The organism is Ochrobactrum sp. CGA5 (assembly GCF_006345815.1).
Classification (GTDB): Bacteria; Pseudomonadota; Alphaproteobacteria; order Rhizobiales; family Rhizobiaceae; genus Brucella.
The window spans coordinates 451,511-468,911 of sequence record NZ_VCIG01000005.1; the positions used below are offsets into that span (position 1 = coordinate 451,511).

The window sequence follows — 17,401 nt, forward strand, 5'->3', positions numbered from 1 at the left end:
AGACCATGACACTCAATGGATGGATTCAGATCCTCGCTTTTTGCGGGATCATCATTTTGCTCGTCAAACCGCTCGGCGGTTACATGACGCGCGTTTTCAGCGGTGAACGGACGTTTCTTTCACCCATACTCGCCCCGGTCGAACGTGGGCTTTACCGTCTCGCAGGCACGAGCGAGCGAGAAGAGCAGCATTGGACGACCTACACTGCGTCACTCCTGCTATTCAATCTGGCCGGTTTTCTGCTGCTTTATACGCTACAGCGGTTTCAGGGCAACCTGCCCTTCAACCCGATGGGCTTGAGCAGCGTTCCGGCGGATCTTGCCTTCAACACTGCCGCCAGCTTTGTTACCAACACCAACTGGCAGAACTATGGTGGCGAAAGCACCATGTCCTACCTGACGCAGATGGCTGGACTGACAGTGCAGAATTTCGTTTCGGCAGCAACAGGAGTTGCGATCGCCATAGCGCTCATTCGTGCGTTCTCGCGTAAGTCTATGAAGACGCTTGGAAGTTTCTGGGTCGATCTTACGCGCTGCACGCTTTACGTCCTTTTGCCTTTGTGCATTCTCCTCACTCTAGCTTTTGTCAGCCTCGGCGTGCCGCAAACAATTGGCGCTTATGCCGAAGCAACAACACTGGAAGGTGCAAGACAGGTAATTGCACTTGGACCAGTTGCTTCACAGCTTGCCATCAAGATGCTTGGCACCAATGGCGGCGGCTTCTTCAATGCCAATTCCGCGCATCCCTTCGAAAACCCCAACGCCATCTCCAACATGATTCAGATGGTTGCAATTTTCGCTATCGGCGCGGCTCTCACCAATGTCTTCGGGCGAATGGTCGGCAATGAACGTCAGGGGTGGGCGATTTTTGCTGCTATGGGCACACTGTTCGTTGCAGGTGTTGCTATCTGCTACTGGGCCGAAGCGGCAGGCAATCCCCTCATACATGCACTTGGCATTGATGGCGGCAACATGGAGGGAAAGGAAACACGCTTCGGCATTGCAATGTCTGCGCTTTTCGCCGTCGTTACAACAGCGGCGTCATGCGGTGCGGTGATCACCATGCATGACAGCATGACGGCGCTGGGCGGAATGATCCCCATGCTCAACATGATGCTGGGAGAGATTATCATCGGCGGTGTAGGCGCAGGCTTCTACGGTATCGTTCTGTTCGTCGTCGTTGCAATTTTCGTAGCTGGCCTGATGGTTGGACGCACTCCCGAATATCTGGGCAAGAAGATCGAGGCAAAAGAAGTGAAAATGGCCGTACTCGCTGTTCTCTGTCTTCCTCTCTCAATCCTGGGCTTTACGGCAGCTTCTTCTGTTCTTCCGACAGGTCTAGCATCTATCGCAAACCCCGGCCCGCATGGTTTTTCGGAAATCCTCTACGCTTACACATCCGGTACGGCGAACAACGGTTCGGCCTTTGGCGGTCTGTCAGGCAATACACCCTGGTACAATATCACTATCGGTCTTGCCATGCTGATGGGCCGTTTTCTGGTGATCATTCCTGCCATGGCGATCGCTGGTTCGCTTGTCGCCAAGAAAACGGCGCCGCAATCTGCGGGCACCTTCCCTACAACCGGTCCACTTTTTGTGGGGCTGTTGATCGGCGTCATCCTTGTGGTAGGTGGCTTGATCTTCTTTCCGGCGCTGGCACTTGGTCCCATTGCTGAACACCTCGCGATGATCAAGGGGCAGATGTTCTGATGCTGAAGCCTTCAAGCTGCATTCTCTCGATTCTTCTGGCAACGACCGTCCTTTTTCTTGCGGTTCAGCTTGTCGGCTTGATCTGAGCTTCTCCGAACGGAAACGTAATTTTACTGGAGCCTCTGTTATGAGCCAGTCCAAATCCACGAGCATTCTCGATGCCCGCATTCTTTTACCTGCCATTGGCGATGCCTTTCGCAAGCTCAACCCAAAGAGCCTTGCACGCAATCCGGTAATGTTTGTGGTTGCCGTCGTTTCACTACTTACAACATTGTTGCTTCTGAAAGACGCGGCCACGGGCAATCCAAATGTAGGTTTTTCATTCCAGATCGTCCTATGGCTGTGGTTCACAGTTCTGTTTGCGAATTTTGCCGAGGCCGTCGCAGAAGGCCGCGGCAAAGCACAGGCGGATTCATTGCGCCGGACGCGAACGGAAACGCAAGCCAAACTTCTGGATAGTTCCGAAGGCCCCAACTGGAAAACCGTGCCAGGAACGAGCCTGAAAGTCGGCGATATCGTTCTGGTGGAAGCCCATGACATCATTCCCTCAGACGGAGAAGTCATCGAAGGGGTGGCCTCCGTCAACGAAGCCGCCATCACAGGGGAATCAGCGCCCGTCATCCGCGAGTCCGGCGGCGACCGCTCTGCTGTTACAGGTGGCACACAAGTCTTGTCCGACTGGATCAAGGTTCGTATCACAGCCGCGCAAGGCTCCACCTTCATCGACAAGATGATTAGTCTCGTCGAGGGTGCCGAGCGCAAGAAAACACCGAATGAGATCGCTCTCAATATTCTACTTGCAGGCATGACACTGATATTTGTTCTTGCCGTTGTTACGATCCCAAGCTTTGCCACCTATGCAGGCGGCTATATCCCCGTCACGGTGCTGGTTGCACTCTTCGTCACGCTGATCCCGACCACAATCGGCGCTTTGCTTTCAGCTATAGGCATTGCAGGCATGGACCGCCTGGTGCGCTTCAACGTGCTCGCCATGTCCGGTCGGGCGGTGGAAGCCGCGGGCGACGTCGACACACTGCTTCTCGACAAAACCGGAACGATCACACTCGGTAATCGTCAGGCAACTGCTTTTGTCCCCGTCAGCGGCGTAACCGAGCAAATGCTCGCCGATGCTGCACAACTGGCCTCGCTTGCCGACGAAACGCCGGAAGGCCGTTCCATCGTCGTTCTAGCCAAGGAAAAGTATGGTTTGCGGGGTCGCGATATGCAGGGGCTTCAGGCACATTTTGTACCGTTCACGGCACAGAGCCGCATGAGCGGAGTCGATGTTGAAGGCTGCGTCATTCGCAAAGGTGCAGTCGATGCAGTGCTTGCCTATGTGGGACAGGGCAAGCGCACTGACGAAAGGAAGCTGTCGGAGTTGCAATCAATCGCTGACACAATCGCCAAGGCTGGTGGCACACCGCTTGCTGTTGCCAAGGACGGGCTTCTTCTCGGGGTCGTGCACCTGAAAGACATCGTCAAAGGTGGCATCCATGAACGCTTCGCGGAACTGCGCCGGATGGGCATCCGTACGGTCATGATTACCGGCGACAATCCGATGACAGCGGCGGCGATCGCCGCTGAAGCCGGTGTGGACGACTTCCTTGCCCAAGCGACCCCAGAAAACAAACTGTCGCTCATTCGTGAGGAACAAGCCAAGGGTAAACTCGTTGCAATGTGCGGCGACGGCACCAATGACGCGCCCGCCCTTGCCCAAGCCGATGTGGGGGTGGCAATGAACACCGGCACGGTAGCCGCGCGTGAAGCCGGCAATATGGTCGATCTCGACAGCGATCCCACAAAACTCATCGAGATAGTTGAAATAGGCAAGCAATTGCTGATGACGCGTGGAGCGTTGACCACATTCTCCATCGCCAACGACATCGCAAAGTACTTTGCAATTATTCCGGCGATGTTTCTGGCCTTTTATCCCCAGCTTGGTGCACTCAATATCATGGGTCTGGCTACGCCACAGAGCGCCATCCTGTCGGCCATCATTTTCAACGCGTTGATTATCGTGGCGCTAATCCCGCTATCGTTGAAAGGCGTAACCTACAAGCCCGTCGGCGCGGGCGCCCTGCTTTCACGCAATCTTCTGATCTACGGCCTCGGCGGCGTCATCGTACCATTCATCGGCATCAAGGCCATCGATATGGCCATTACCGCACTTGGCCTCGCATAAGGATTAGCAAAAATGCTGAAACAACTTCGTCCAGCACTTGTCATGATTGTGTCGCTTACCGTCATCACGGGCTTACTCTACCCGCTCGGCATGACGGGTATCGCCCAGGCGATTTTTCCGGGCAAAGCCAGTGGGAGCCTTATCGAAAGAGACGGCTCGATTATCGGCTCAGAATTGATCGGACAACGTTTCACTGGTGACCGCTATTTTCACGGCCGCCCGTCCGCCGCAGGACAAAACGGTTATGATGCCGCAAGTTCTGGCGGCTCCAATCTCGGTCCAACCAACCCAAAACTGATTGAACGGATGAAAGCAGACGCGGCTGCTCTGTTGCAAGACGAAAACTCTGTGCCACCCCCGATTGACCTTGTGACAACATCTGCAAGCGGTCTCGATCCACATATTTCGCCGGAAGCAGCTTTTTATCAGGTGCCTCGCGTTGCGAAAGCGCGCGGCATTGATGAGGCAGCATTGCGTGGAATTGTCGAGAAACAGGTTGAAGCCCGTAAACTCGGGTTCCTCGGTGAACCGGTAGTCAATGTTTTGAAGCTCAATCTTATTCTGGACAGAACAGGTACCAAGTAGAATAAACTGGCGGCGGCATGATTTGCCGCCCCTTTCCTTCCAGGAGCTATTACTTGACATCGGAACCATTTCGCTTCGGCGAGAACAGACCCTCCCCCGATGCTTTGCTGGAACAGGCGGAACGCGAGACGCGTGGCCGCCTGAAAATATTTCTCGGTGCTGCGCCAGGTGTCGGCAAGACCTATGAAATGCTGATGTCTGGCCGCGCGCGCAAAGCCGATGGAACGGATGTCGTCATCGGCGTCGTGGAAACACATGGGCGAGCGGAAACCGAAGCCCTGACTGAAGGGCTTGACATTGTTCCCCGTGCACACGTGACCTATCGCGGTCATGAACTTGATGAGATGGATATCGACGCCGTTTTGGATCGAAGGCCGCAACTGGTTCTTGTGGATGAACTGGCACACACCAACGCACCGGGCAGCCGGCATCCCAAGCGGTATCAGGATGTGGAAGAAATCCTGTCACGTGGGATAGATGTCTATACCACGCTCAATATCCAGCACGTGGAAAGCCTTAACGATGTCGTGGCACAAATCACCCGCATCCGAGTACGTGAAACCGTGCCCGATAGTATCATTGATCGTGCCGATGACATCGAATTGATTGATCTCACGCCGAATGATCTCATCAAGAGGCTCAATGAAGGAAAGATTTATCTTCCGAAAACTGCAAAGCGAGCGATCCGCAACTATTTTTCTCCAGGAAATCTGACTGCTCTGCGCGAATTGGCACTACGCCGTACGGCCCAGCGTGTAGATGAACAACTGCTCAGCCATATGCGGGCCCACGCCATTGAAGGCCCCTGGGCAGCAGGCGACCGTATATTGGTTGCCATCGATGATCGACCCGCCAGTATATCACTGGTTCGTTATGCGCGTCGGCTCGCGGACCGTCTTCGTGCGCCTTGGGCAGCAATTCATATTGAAACCGCACATTCTGCTAGACTTACCGAAGAAGCAAAAGACAGGCTTGCCACCACATTAAGACTTGCGGAACAGCTTGGCGGGGAAACAATCATTATCCCGGGCCAATCTGTAGCCGAAGATATTGTTCGCTACGCTTCAACCCACAACTTCACCCAGATCGTTGCCGGAAAGTCCATAAAGTCGCGCTGGCGTGAGACGGTTGAAGGATCCATTGCGCGCGAGCTTGTCCGGCTTTCCGGCGCAATCGATATTCACATAACAGCAGGTGTCAAATACGAAAACGGAGGCCCCAGCCGCGAGGTTAACACCGCCAAGCAGAAAAGGAAGCTCGAGTTCCGACCCTATCTGAGTGGTGTGGCCATGACTGGCGCGGCGCTTATCGCGGGATTGCTACTCGACCAGTTTCTGGACGTCCGCAGCATAGCTCTGGTGTTTGTCGTCGGTGTCCTCGGCGTCGCTGTCACCCTCGGTCTTTGGCCAGCGCTTTTCGCGTCCATACTGAGTGCTTTGGCCTATAACTTCTTCTTTCTTTCTCCCCTCTACACGCTCTCCATCGCCGATCCCGAAAGCGTCGTCGCGCTGATTTTTTTTCTGTTTGTGAGTTTTATTGCCAGTAATCTGGCGAGCCGCGTTCAACGGCAAGCCGCAGCCGCGCGACAACGCGCGCGTATGACGGAAGACCTGTATCTTTTCAGCAAAAAGCTGGCGGGAACCGGATCACTCGATGACGTCCTATGGGCCACCGCATTCCAGATCGCATCGATGCTCAAGGTCCGCGTCGTGATCCTGCTGCCTGAAGGAAACAACATTGCGGTCAGGGGCGCGTATCCGCCCGATGACACCCTGGATGATGCTGATATCGCTGCCGCACACTGGACTTGGGAACACGACCTTCCCGCAGGGCGTGGAGCTAATACGTTGCCGGGCGCCAAGCGGCTCTATCTGCCTCTCAAAACCGCACGAACATCCGTGGGTGTCATCGGGCTCGACAATGATCGCATGGGGCCTATCCTTACGCCTGAACAGCAACGCCTCTTCGAAGCGTTGGCAGATCAGGCTGCTATTGCCATCGAACGTGTTCAGCTTGTCGGTGATGTTGAACGCGCCAAGCTTGCAGCTGAAGCCGACAAGCTACGTTCGGCCCTGCTCACCTCAATCTCGCATGATCTGAAGACCCCGCTGGCCGCAATTCTTGGTGCAGCCACAACATTGCGTGATTATTCCAACTCACTGCCAGATGCCGACCGGTTCGATCTGGTCGCAACCATGGTGGATCAATCGGAACGTTTGAACCGCTTCATCGCCAACCTCCTTGATATGACAAAGATCGAAGCCGGTGCAATGAAGCCCAATCTGTCGCTTCATTATGTTGGCGACCTCATCGGGGCTGCACTCAATCGCGCAGCCAAGATCCTGATCCATCATCAGGTCAACATTGCTGTTCCAGCTGATTTGCCTATGGTGCAGCTTGATCCCGTTCTGTTTGAGCAGGTCTTGTTCAATTTGCTCGACAATGCAGCCAAATATGCCCCTGACAACACACCGATTACGATAAAGGCCCATGCTGGGCCTTCTCTTATAACGCTGGAAATCAGTGATCGGGGTCCAGGTATTCCGCCGGACGATCTGGAACGTGTATTCGATACATTCTATCGTGTGCGTAAGGGTGACCATGTGCAAGCTGGGACCGGACTGGGGCTTTCAATCGCTCGCGGCTTCATCGAAGCGATGGGAGGTTCTATTCGGGCAGGCAATCGGCATGAAGGCACCGGTGCCGCCTTTACAATTACTTTGCCCATTGCGGCTGATGAAGTTGACAGAAACACATGACCGAGCCGAAATTGAAAGTTCTTGTTGTCGACGATGAACCCGCTATCCGCAAACTACTGCGGGTTGGACTGATGACGGAAGGCTATACCGTCGTCGAGGCGGTGAATGGCAGCGAAGCTGATACGCTAGTTGCAACGGAAAGGCCTGATATCGTGCTTCTTGATCTGGGTCTTCCTGATACTGACGGGCATGCTCTGCTGCAACGTTGGAGGGAAACTGGCATAACGTTGCCCATTCTCATCCTCTCAAGCCGGACCGATGAGGCTGGAATCGTCCGCGCTCTTGAAGAAGGAGCTGATGATTACATTCCAAAACCTTTCGGTATGAAGGAACTTGCTGCGCGTCTGCGGGTGGCGCTACGCCACAGGCTGCAACAGCAGGGAGAAAAGCCGCTTTTCCAATGCAACGGGCTCACGGTCGATCTTGTACGCCGCATTGTAAAACTCAATGGCGAAGAAGTTAAATTGTCGCCGAAGGAATACGACATCCTTCGCCTTCTCGTACAGCACGCCGGGAAAGTGCTGACGCACCATTTCATTCTCAGCCAGGTATGGGGCCCTGCGGCTGACGTTCAATATCTTCGTATCTACGTCCGTCAGCTACGACAGAAGATTGAAAAATCCCCAGACCAGCCACATTATATTCTAACCGAAACAGGCGTTGGCTACAGACTGCGCGAAGCTGATCCGGTTACCTGAGTAAGCCGGAACCAAGCCCTTGCAAAAGCGTTGTTTGCCAAACAACCAAGATGACGGAGGCGAGCGTGGTCGAGCTGGTCAACAATATCGAGAATGTGGAATTTATAATTGCCAAAGCTCGGGAATATGATGTTCAGGTTCCCGCGACTGATGAAGAATCAGGTTCCAACGCCAGCGACGACAATGAAGTTGATATTCTTGATGCCTCGCTGGCCAATCCCACCCGCAAGGAACTTTTTGCGGCTATTCGCTCCCTGAATATCGATGAGCGACAGGAATTACTGGCGCTAATGTGGGTTGGTCGCGGCGACTTCAGCGCTGATGAATGGGACGAAGCCCTCTCAACCGCCGCCGATCGCGACAATGGCCGGGAAGCCAAATATCTTATAGGCACACCACTTCTGGGAGATTACCTGGAAGAAGGACTGGTCGCCTTGGGCTTTGACGTCGAAGCCTACGACAATGAATAAGAAAAATTGATGTTTCAATGCGTCCTTCTGTTTTGACGCCGCCATGTCGGAGCATTAGTGTCAAACAAAAATCGGGGGTGGCTTATTGCGCTGGCCCTGAAGATTAAGCGCGGCGGAGGATGGCACAATGCTTCAGAAAAACCTCGATCAGAAAACGAACTTCTATATTGATGGAGCCTGGCGCGCGCCGATAGAAGCCAAGACCATTGAGGTCATTAATCCCGCTAACGAAAAGCCTTTTGCTGTCATCTCAGCTGGTACTTCGAAGGATATCGATCTAGCGGTCGCAGCCGCTCGCAAGGCTTTCCCTTCCTGGAGCGAGACGCCAGCAGAAGAACGTATCGGCTATATCCGAAGGCTAGTGGAAATTTACGAAAGCCGTCTGGAAGAAATGGCTAAGGCAATTTCACTCGAAATGGGCGCGCCAATCACGCTTGCACGGGAATCGCAGGCCACAGCGGGCCTCTCGCATGCCAAGGCGTTCATCGCGGCGTTCGAGAACTTCGAATTCGAAGAGGTTCTTTCTCCAAAACATCCGAACCAGATTGTCGTGCGTGAACCGATCGGCGTTTGCGGCCTCATTACCCCATGGAACTGGCCAATGAACCAGATCGCGCTGAAAGTTATTCCTGCACTTGCTGTTGGCTGCACCGTCGTCCTGAAACCGTCCGAGATCGCGCCAATGTCGGCCATGTTGTTTGCGGAATTTGTTGATCAGGCAGGATTCCCGAAAGGCGTTTTCAATCTGGTCAATGGAGAAGGCAATGTCGTTGGCGAAGCATTGTCGCAGCATCCAGATGTCGACATGATGTCCTTTACCGGTTCGACCCGCGCAGGAGCAGCGGTTTCGCGGGCAGCAGCAGCAACAGTTAAGCGCGTTTCGCTGGAGCTTGGCGGCAAGTCACCGAACATCGTGTTCGCCGATACCGATCTGGAGAAGACCATCGCGCGCAGTCTTGCACATTGCTTCGAGAATACCGGCCAATCCTGCAATGCGCCGACACGCATGCTTGTGGAACGCTCAGTCTACGACAAGGCGGTTGAGCTCGCCAAGAAGGTAACTGACGATACGAAGGTTGGCGACCCATCAGAAGAAGGGGATCATATCGGTCCGCTTTCCTCTTCGATCCAGTTCGAGAAGGTTCAGCAACTGATCCAGAAAGGCATCGATGAAGGTGCGCGGCTTGTAGCAGGCGGAACCGGGCGTCCCGAAGGGTTTACCGAAGGTGATTTCGTCAAGCCGACCGTCTTTGCCGACGTGACCAATGACATGACGATTGCCCGTGAAGAAATCTTCGGACCGGTACTTGCAATGATCCCGTTCGATACCGAAGAAGAAGCAATCGCGATTGCCAATGACACGCCATATGGACTGGCAGCTTATATTCAGACCGGTAATCCAGAACGCGCAAAACGTGTGGCGCGCAAATTGCGCGCTGGCATGGTGCAGATCAACGGCACATCGCGCGCACCTGGCAGCCCATTTGGTGGCTATAAACAATCGGGCAATGGGCGTGAAGGCGGCAAGTGGGGTCTGGAAGACTTCATGGAAGTAAAACTTATCAGCGGATGATCCGCAAACGAAGACAAGCAAAAAGCGCCGTTTAGAGGCGCTTTTTGATTTTCCACTTGAAATTCAAACTTCCTCGATAACACGAATACGCTGGCCGCCGCCAATATCGATGAACTGCGTCGGTGGCGGCACTTCATGAACATCATGTGTCCCGAAGCTTTCAGGATAAAATCCATATCCTTGAGGAGCTTTAGGCGGGTTTTGATCATCAATCAAACGGCCACCGGTCAGCTCCGTCATTGGATCGGGAATAGCCGAAATCAGTCGCCGCGTGTAAGGATGGGTTGGATTTGAGAATATCCGATCCCACGGACCGCTTTCAACAATCTGGCCGAAGTACATCACCGCCACACGATCACTCATGTGCTCAACGACGCTCAAATCATGGCTGATCATAATGTAGGAAAGACCAAGGCGCTCCTTCAGCTCCAGCAGCAGATTGATGATCTGGGCCCGGATTGAAACATCAAGCGCCGATACAGGCTCATCAAGCACGATAACTTTCGGATTAAGCAGCAATGCCCGCGCAATTCCAATACGCTGGCGTTGTCCGCCCGAAAACTCGTGCGGAAAGCGCTTTGCTTGCTCTGGTTTCAAACCGACGAGACGCAAAATTTCTTCGATACGGCCCTCCACTTCGCTGCGCGATCTCACACCGTGAAGTCGTAAAGGCGCGGCCAGTGATGTGAAGACTGTCTGCCTCGGATTGAGTGAAGCGAACGGATCCTGAAAGACCATCTGGGCCATTTTCGCCCGTTCCAGTCGCGAGGGTTCCTCTTTACCGGTGATCGGGCGTCCTTCGAAATATATCTGCCCACTCGTTGGCTTCTGCAATCCAACGATGGAAAGCGCCAGTGTGGACTTACCACAACCAGACTCTCCCACAATCGAAAGGCATTCACCCTTGTTGAGAGTCAGGCTGAGATTGTTTACGGCGCGCAGCAATTGTTTGGAGCGACTGAAAATGCCTCCGCTCACCGGGAAGTAAACGCAGATATTATCGATGCGGACCAATGGCTCTGCCAATTTGGTTGAATGCATGTCATTCATGATGGAAACACCTCACCACACCGGCGTCCTCAAGTGACGTCCGGCCGGGCTTTTGTGCACGACACACATCGGTCGCGCGCATACAACGCGGCTCAAACCTGCAGCCTTCTGGAAAAGCGGAAATTGATGGCACGACGCCTTCGATTTCTTGCAGCCGCAGCTGGCCATCTTTCTGGCGCGAGCCAAGCTGCGGTAGAGAAGCCAGCAGACCATGCGTATAAGGATGCGCCGGATGATGAAACAGTCCCGCTGTGATGCGTTCTTCAACCAGATGCCCTGCATACATCACACCGACACGACGGCACATTTTTGCGATTACACCCAGATCGTGACTGATCATGAGAACGGAAGTCCCTCGCGCTGAGCAGAGTTCCTGCATCAAACGCAGAATTTCTGCCTGAACCGTCACATCGAGCGCGGTCGTAGGTTCATCAGCAATCAGCAGATCGGGGTTGCACGCAAGTGCAATTGCGATCATCACGCGCTGGCGCATACCCCCCGACATCTGATGCGGATAGTTCTTCACACGTTGCTCCGGCGCAGGAACCTGAACACTGGCAAGCGATTCAACAGCCTTGCGCTCCGCCTCATGCCAAGTAGCGCCTTGGTGCAGCACAAACATTTCTGCAATCTGCCGACCTACTGGCGACAGCGGATTGAGGGCCGTCATCGGCTCCTGAAAGATCATCGCTATACGGTTGCCGCGCAGCTTGCGCATTTCGCGCGACGAGATGGACCGCAGATCCTGCCCTTTAAAGCGGATCGCTCCTCCGGTTATCGACAGCGGCTTGCGCAGAAGCCCTATCATCGACAGTGCAGTGATGCTCTTTCCGCAACCGGACTCTCCAACCAGACCGAATGTCTCGCCAGCTTCGATGGTGAACGATACGTCTTCGACGACATTATGTTTGCTCGAGCCGGAGACGATATCGATCCGAAGGTTCTCTACCTCAAGAAGTGCTTGTTCACTCATACCTTGCGCGTCCTCATATGCGGATCGAGCGAGTCACGAAGACCGTCACCGAACAGATTGAGCCCAAGTACCGTGAAAAAGATGGCCAGACCGGGAAACACTGCAGCCCAAGGCGCGTTCACGATCAGCTCGCGCGCATCGGTGAGCATGTTGCCCCAGCTTGGATCTGGTGGACTGATACCGAGACCAAGATAGGAAAGTGCTGCTTCTGCGAGAATTGCATCGCCCATTCCGAGTGTGCCAATCACGAGAATAGGCCCGATCATATTGGGCACGATCTGCGTGATCATGATGCGTACATCGCTGTAACCAAGCATCTTAGCCGCCTGAATATAGCCCTGTTTTTTGAGCGACAGTGTGGAACTCCGCGCAATTCGACAAGTCCATGACCAGTTTGTCAAACCAAGTGCGAGCAGAAGGCTCGGCAAACCAGGCCCCAAGACAGCCATGATCGCCAAAGCGAAGATCAGTGACGGGATTGCCAGCATGAGATTGGTGAGGCCGTTGACGAAATCGTCCCACCATCCGCCGAAATAACCGGCAGAAATGCCAAAACACAGACCGATAACTGTGTTGATGCACTGAGAGACAACGCCAACGGTCAAAGACACTTGTGCGCCATAGAGAATGCGCGAATAAACATCGCGACCTTGAGCATCAGTTCCGAACCAGAATTGTGCGTCTGGCGGCAATTCGGCATTCATCAGATCGGCATCAAGAACCGGATTATAGTGTGTCAGCAGTGGCGCGAAGACAGCCGCAGCCACAATTACAATGCACACGAAACCGCCGAATACGAAATTAAAACGCATCTTCATGGGCTTACTCGTGGCTTATGCGCGGGTCGATAACCGCGTAAAGAATGTCAACGATCGTATTGATAACCAGGAACCACAACACGATTACGAGAATTGCCCCCTGCACCACAGGAATGTCGCGCAAAGAGACACTATCGATCAGCAAGGAGCCGAGACCCGGCCATGAGAAAAGCTTCTCTACCACTACGGCCTGCCCCATCATCGACCCGAACTGTAGGCCGATTGTCGTGATAATCAGCACCAGCGCATTGCGCATGACATGCCATTTCACCAACCGAAAGCTACTCATTCCTTTAGAGCGGGCGGTACGTATGAAGTCAGCCCCCATCACTTCCAGGACAGCTGCGCGCGTTGTTCTTGCAAGCAGCGCCAGAGGCGCAACGCCCAAGGTCAAGGCTGGAAGGATGATGTTTCTTATACCACCCTCGCCATAACCAAAACTCGGGAGCCATCCGAGTGTCAGTGCAAAGAGATACATGGCCAGCAGGCCCAGCCAGAACTGTGGCAGCGAAAGTCCCGATACGGCCCCTATCATCGTCACGCTATCGAGAATGCTTCCCGGTTTCAGTGCGGCGATAAATCCGAGTGGTACCCCTATCAGGATTGCGAACCCCATAGCCGCAAAAGCAAGCTTCAGCGTGGGCCACATGCGCTCCTGAATAAGTGAGACAACCGGCTGCCTTGATCGATAGGACGTACCGAGATCAAACTGTGCCAGTTGAACCAGATAATTGCCAAAACGCACATGGACAGGCTTGTCGAGGCCGAATTCCTGAGTAATCTTTTCGACCATCTTCGGATCGTTCATGCCCTTGCCATTGGCAATCAGACCTGAAGCGATGCTGCCTGGAACGACGCTGAAAATGACAAAAATCAGTAGTGACACAGCGACAACCGTCGGTATCATCTGCAAGACGCGCCGGAGAATGAAATAGAGCAAATGGTCCTCCTTTCGGATCAGCGTTGACTACGCTGGAGCAAAGGGGATCCGTGGCCCGCACAAAATCGCGCGGGCCGATCCAGATCAGCTGAAGTTAGCGACCGGATGGAACAGTCTCGTCCACCCACAGCTTTTCATAGGATTGAACTGCAAGCTCCGCCGAGTTCGGCTGCAGGCCATGCAACCATGGCTGATGTGCCATAACAGCCTTATTGTAGTTGAAGAACCACACCGGCGCTTCTTCCTGCAACAGGTTATTGGCCTTCTTCAGAAGTTCATTCTTCTCTTCTTCGGTTTTCGCCACCTTTGCCTCATCGACAATCTTGTCGAATTCCGCATTGGAGAACTTCTGGTAATTACAGGCTGATTGTGGGGTTGTTGAATAGAAGCACTGCATCGCGGTCAGGGCATCCGGTCCGCTTTCGAGGGACCACATATAGGCCTGGAAATTGCCAGCCGGAACCACGTCTGCGAGCACCGACGCTTCCACCGGCTTCGCCTTGACCTTGATACCGACTTTAGCAAGCATTGGAATGATCGCCTGAACGATGGTCAAACCCCAGCTCTCGTTCTGCGTTGCAGTCAACTCAAACTCGAAACCGTCAGGATACCCTGCTTCAACAAGCAAAGCTTTCGCTTTTTCAGGATCATACGGATAAGGCTTCGCATCCTTGTCGAAGGCTGGCGATGAGTTTGGAAGCCACCCAACAGCACGATAAGCCTTGTCTTTGACGAGGCGCTTGATAATGAGATCGCTGTCGATGGCGTAATTGATTGCCTGACGAACGCGCTTGTCCTGGAATGGCTTGAAATCGGGATTGAAGCCAACGGCGCGCGTATATACCTCGGCTACCTCGACCATATTCTTCGCGAGTTCCGGATCAGCGAGATAGGCCGTATACTGGGCGGGCCCGAGCACGGCGACGTCAATTTCCTTGTTGCGGAACGCGACGTCGCGTGCGGCTGCATCCCCCATAATCATGATGTTGATCTTGTCGGCGTAAGGTTTGCCCTTCTCATAATACTTGTCCCACTTTTCAACCGTCAGGCGAGATCCGGGGACATATTCGGCAAATTTATACGGTCCGAGGCCGATCGGGTGACGCTGAAACTCTTCGCTGTCGCCCTCACCTGCCGGGTAAATGGCTGTGTTATTGCGCATGAACTGGAAGCCTGGATCAATCGGCTGCTTCAGCGTGATTTCAAGCGTATGATCATCAATCTTCTTTAGGCCGGAAATTTCCTCGGCCTTGCCCTGCGTATACTCCTCGGCCCCTTTGATCTCCGCTATGTAGCGTGCCGGCGGGAATGCCTTTTCCGGGTCCATTATCCGAGTATAGCTCCAGATAATGTCGTCTGTCGTCAGAGGTTTTCCGTTATGAAAAAAAGCATCCTGACGAAGCTTGTAAGTATAGACGAGTCTGTCGTCGGAAACAGTCACATCGGTGGCAAGACCAAGTACCGGCTTGTTGAGATCAGCATCCCAATCATACAGTGTGCGATGAATAGCTTTGGCGTAGAACTCGTCCTGCGTAGCGGGCGAAGCCTGAATGTCGAGCGTCGAAAAGCTGTCTCCATAAGGTGCGACAAAATTGACGACACCTCCCGCACGCGGCTCGTCAGCAGCATAAGTTGCCGTTCCAGCCAATAGAGTTGCGGACAGTGCCGCCAGCAAAGCAAATTTTCTCATGTTGTTCCCCTTCATAACTGTCATTCTTGCGATTCATATGAACCGTTAGTCGGGCAGCAACGCCTGAACTTCGCTGCCCGAAATTGCCCCGAAGCGTTTACGCTTCAATTCTTTTTATAGCTCCCATAAAGCGGGAATTTTGCTTCATGACCGCTCGAATACGACCTGACCGTCGCGCATCGTAAGAACACAATGCGTTTCGTTGAGAATCTCTTCCGGCTTCGCGGTAAGCATGTTGCGCGAGAACACCGCAATATCAGCGACCTGTCCCGGGATGAGCTTGCCCTTCACATTCTCAAGCTTCTGAGAGAACGCGCCGAACTCCGTGTAGACCTGCAAGGCCTCTTCAATAGTCACACATTCGCGAGCATCCATCACCGTTCCCTTGCCGGTTTCGCGCGTCAACATTGAATAGATGTTCGGATAGGGATTTGGATGGCATACTGGTGCATCGCTGCCGGTTGCGGGCTTGAAGCCCAAATCCTTCCACGTCTTCAGCGGATAGCTTGAAATTGCGCGCTCTTCGCCAAGAACGGAAATATAAGAATCACCGAAATCGTAGATGAAAACCTGTTGTGGGCAAGGATAGATGCCAGCCTTTTTCATCCGGTCGTGCTGTTCCGGCGTTGAGAAGCCGCAATGTTCGATACGATGACGGCGATCTGGATCGGGATAAGCAGCGAGCGCCTTTTCATACGCGGTGATCAACTGGCCGATGGCTGCATCGCCGATAGCGTGGCACGCTAACTGATAGCCCTTTTTATGCGCATCCAGCACTAGAGATTCCAGCTCCGCATCCGGCAAAATCTGGACACCAATATTGTTATCATCGCCGAGATAAGGTTTGCTCATCCAAGCCGTTCGTCCGCCTGCAGAGCCGTCGAGAAAAATCTTCACGGCTCCCACCGTCAGCATGTCATCACCAACACCCGACACGAGACCAGCTTTATAGCATTCCTCAACGATAGACGGTCCGGGGTCACCGAGAAGTACGAGCCAGGTACGTACTGGCAAACGCTTGTCCAGCTTGGCAAGATTATATGCACGGATTTCGTCGAAACCCGCAACCTGACCGACAGCTGCATCCATGACGCTGGTGATACCATAGGAAAGAAGCATATTACCCCCAGCTTCAATGGCCTCAACCATCTCTTCTGTCGTTGGCTTGGGAATGGCCTTGCGGACAGCCCCTTGCGCATTTTCTGCAACCATTCCAGTTAGAGCACCATTCTTCTGCTCAATCAGTCCGCCGTCTGGTACAGGCGAGTTTTCATCGACACCCGCCATTTCAAAGGCTTTCGAGTTGAAGATCGATACGTGGCCACAAGCACGTACAAGCATAACGGGATGGTTTGGAGCAACCGCATCAAGTTCCGACTTGTGTGGGTGGCGACCGACATCAAGCTTGGTCTGATCATAACCGCGTGCCTTTATCCACGTCCCAGGAGGGGCGGATGCAGCCTTGTCGCGAATGGCATCAAGCAGGCTTTGCAAGGTTGGTGCCGCTTGCGGCGTCGCGTCGATCCACTTGAGTGTCAGCCCGACGGAAACAAGATGCAGATGGGCATCGTTCAATCCCGGCGTAGCGAAGCGTCCTCTCAAATCGATCAAACGTGTATTATCGCCCTTCAAAGACCAGATTTGGTCCTTCGTACCCGTAGCAAGAACTTTGCCTTGCCAGATTGCCAGGGCTTCAACCGTACCCTCTTCGTATCCACACCAGATTGTACCATTATAAACAATGGTATCGGCACACAATTCGGGCATTACAGGCATTTCAGCGGTCCCCTCCCTAGTCACGCTATACGCATTTATAGGGGGAGATTTCCATTGATGACTAGACCGATCAAGCCGTGAATTTGCTAAATTTAGAGAGGCAAATTGTTCAAAATGACAACTTTACGGTCAATTTGCCGAAATTTTCGGAAAGTCGGCGTAATGTTTTCTTGGCAAA

The 17,401-nt window shown here is 53.6% G+C and carries 13 protein-coding genes; 7 read left to right on the forward strand and 6 right to left on the reverse strand.

Going from position 1 to position 17,401, the window contains the following annotated elements:
- Positions 1-5: 5 nt before the first annotated feature.
- The 7 genes from kdpA (at position 6) to FJQ48_RS06875 (ending at position 9,976) form a co-directional block, all read left to right on the forward strand.
- The gene (kdpA, locus tag FJQ48_RS06845) at positions 6-1,709 is read left to right on the forward strand and encodes a potassium-transporting ATPase subunit KdpA (RefSeq protein WP_139974425.1); all 1,704 of its coding nucleotides are present in this window, start codon (positions 6-8) and stop codon (positions 1,707-1,709) included.
- Between the two features lie 127 nt (positions 1,710-1,836).
- Complete coding sequence (gene kdpB, locus FJQ48_RS06850; RefSeq protein WP_139974426.1) at positions 1,837-3,891, forward strand: potassium-transporting ATPase subunit KdpB; 2,055 nt, start codon at positions 1,837-1,839, stop codon at positions 3,889-3,891.
- A gap of 12 nt (positions 3,892-3,903) precedes the next feature.
- Positions 3,904-4,476: a potassium-transporting ATPase subunit KdpC gene (gene kdpC / locus FJQ48_RS06855; RefSeq protein WP_139974427.1), complete on the forward strand. Its 573-nt coding sequence runs from the start codon at positions 3,904-3,906 to the stop codon at positions 4,474-4,476.
- Positions 4,477-4,529: 53 nt separating this feature from the next.
- Positions 4,530-7,235, forward strand: a complete 2,706-nt coding sequence (locus tag FJQ48_RS06860) for a sensor histidine kinase KdpD (RefSeq protein WP_139974428.1) — start codon at positions 4,530-4,532, stop codon at positions 7,233-7,235.
- The gene (locus FJQ48_RS06865) at positions 7,232-7,933 is read left to right on the forward strand and encodes a response regulator transcription factor (protein WP_139974429.1); all 702 of its coding nucleotides are present in this window, start codon (positions 7,232-7,234) and stop codon (positions 7,931-7,933) included. The genes FJQ48_RS06860 and FJQ48_RS06865 overlap by 4 nt, the downstream gene beginning before the upstream one ends.
- A 65-nt stretch (positions 7,934-7,998) precedes the next feature.
- Positions 7,999-8,403, forward strand: coding sequence for a DUF3775 domain-containing protein (locus tag FJQ48_RS06870; RefSeq protein WP_139974430.1), 405 nt, complete (start codon positions 7,999-8,001; stop codon positions 8,401-8,403).
- Between the two features lie 127 nt (positions 8,404-8,530).
- Positions 8,531-9,976 carry an aldehyde dehydrogenase family protein gene (locus FJQ48_RS06875; protein WP_139974431.1) on the forward strand — a complete coding sequence of 482 codons (1,446 nt, stop codon included), beginning with the start codon at positions 8,531-8,533 and terminating at the stop codon, positions 9,974-9,976.
- Positions 9,977-10,039: 63 nt separating this feature from the next.
- Here the strand turns inward: FJQ48_RS06875 and FJQ48_RS06880 are convergent, their stop codons facing one another.
- From FJQ48_RS06880 to FJQ48_RS06905, 6 genes are all read right to left on the reverse strand, one after another.
- The gene (locus FJQ48_RS06880) at positions 10,040-11,026 is read right to left on the reverse strand and encodes an ATP-binding cassette domain-containing protein (RefSeq protein WP_139974432.1); all 987 of its coding nucleotides are present in this window, start codon (positions 11,024-11,026) and stop codon (positions 10,040-10,042) included.
- On the reverse strand, positions 11,019-11,999 hold the full coding sequence (locus FJQ48_RS06885) for an ABC transporter ATP-binding protein (RefSeq protein ID WP_139974433.1): 981 nt from the start codon (positions 11,997-11,999) through the stop codon (positions 11,019-11,021). The genes FJQ48_RS06880 and FJQ48_RS06885 overlap by 8 nt, the downstream gene beginning before the upstream one ends.
- Positions 11,996-12,817 (reverse strand): ABC transporter permease, encoded by an 822-nt coding sequence (locus FJQ48_RS06890; RefSeq protein ID WP_139974434.1) that lies wholly within the window; start codon positions 12,815-12,817, stop codon positions 11,996-11,998. The genes FJQ48_RS06885 and FJQ48_RS06890 overlap by 4 nt, the downstream gene beginning before the upstream one ends.
- Positions 12,818-12,821: 4 nt before the next feature.
- On the reverse strand, positions 12,822-13,757 hold the full coding sequence (locus FJQ48_RS06895; RefSeq protein WP_139974435.1) for an ABC transporter permease: 936 nt from the start codon (positions 13,755-13,757) through the stop codon (positions 12,822-12,824).
- 94 nt (positions 13,758-13,851) lie between these two features.
- Positions 13,852-15,447 carry an ABC transporter substrate-binding protein gene (locus tag FJQ48_RS06900; RefSeq protein WP_139974436.1) on the reverse strand — a complete coding sequence of 532 codons (1,596 nt, stop codon included), beginning with the start codon at positions 15,445-15,447 and terminating at the stop codon, positions 13,852-13,854.
- Positions 15,448-15,591: 144 nt separating this feature from the next.
- On the reverse strand, positions 15,592-17,223 hold the full coding sequence (locus FJQ48_RS06905; RefSeq protein WP_139974437.1) for an amidohydrolase: 1,632 nt from the start codon (positions 17,221-17,223) through the stop codon (positions 15,592-15,594).
- Positions 17,224-17,401 lie beyond the last annotated feature (178 nt).

Coding starts and splice junctions, on each gene's coding strand:
- kdpA (WP_139974425.1), top strand. CDS start 6: ATGACACTCAATGGATGGATTCAGATCCTCGCTTTTTGCGGGATCATC.
- kdpB (WP_139974426.1), top strand. CDS start 1,837: ATGAGCCAGTCCAAATCCACGAGCATTCTCGATGCCCGCATTCTTTTA.
- kdpC (WP_139974427.1), top strand. CDS start 3,904: ATGCTGAAACAACTTCGTCCAGCACTTGTCATGATTGTGTCGCTTACC.
- FJQ48_RS06865 (WP_139974429.1), top strand. CDS start 7,232: ATGACCGAGCCGAAATTGAAAGTTCTTGTTGTCGACGATGAACCCGCT.
- FJQ48_RS06875 (WP_139974431.1), top strand. CDS start 8,531: ATGCTTCAGAAAAACCTCGATCAGAAAACGAACTTCTATATTGATGGA.
- FJQ48_RS06880 (WP_139974432.1), bottom strand. CDS start 11,026: ATGAATGACATGCATTCAACCAAATTGGCAGAGCCATTGGTCCGCATC.
- FJQ48_RS06885 (WP_139974433.1), bottom strand. CDS start 11,999: ATGAGTGAACAAGCACTTCTTGAGGTAGAGAACCTTCGGATCGATATC.
- FJQ48_RS06890 (WP_139974434.1), bottom strand. CDS start 12,817: ATGAAGATGCGTTTTAATTTCGTATTCGGCGGTTTCGTGTGCATTGTA.
- FJQ48_RS06900 (WP_139974436.1), bottom strand. CDS start 15,447: ATGAGAAAATTTGCTTTGCTGGCGGCACTGTCCGCAACTCTATTGGCT.
- FJQ48_RS06905 (WP_139974437.1), bottom strand. CDS start 17,223: ATGCCTGTAATGCCCGAATTGTGTGCCGATACCATTGTTTATAATGGT.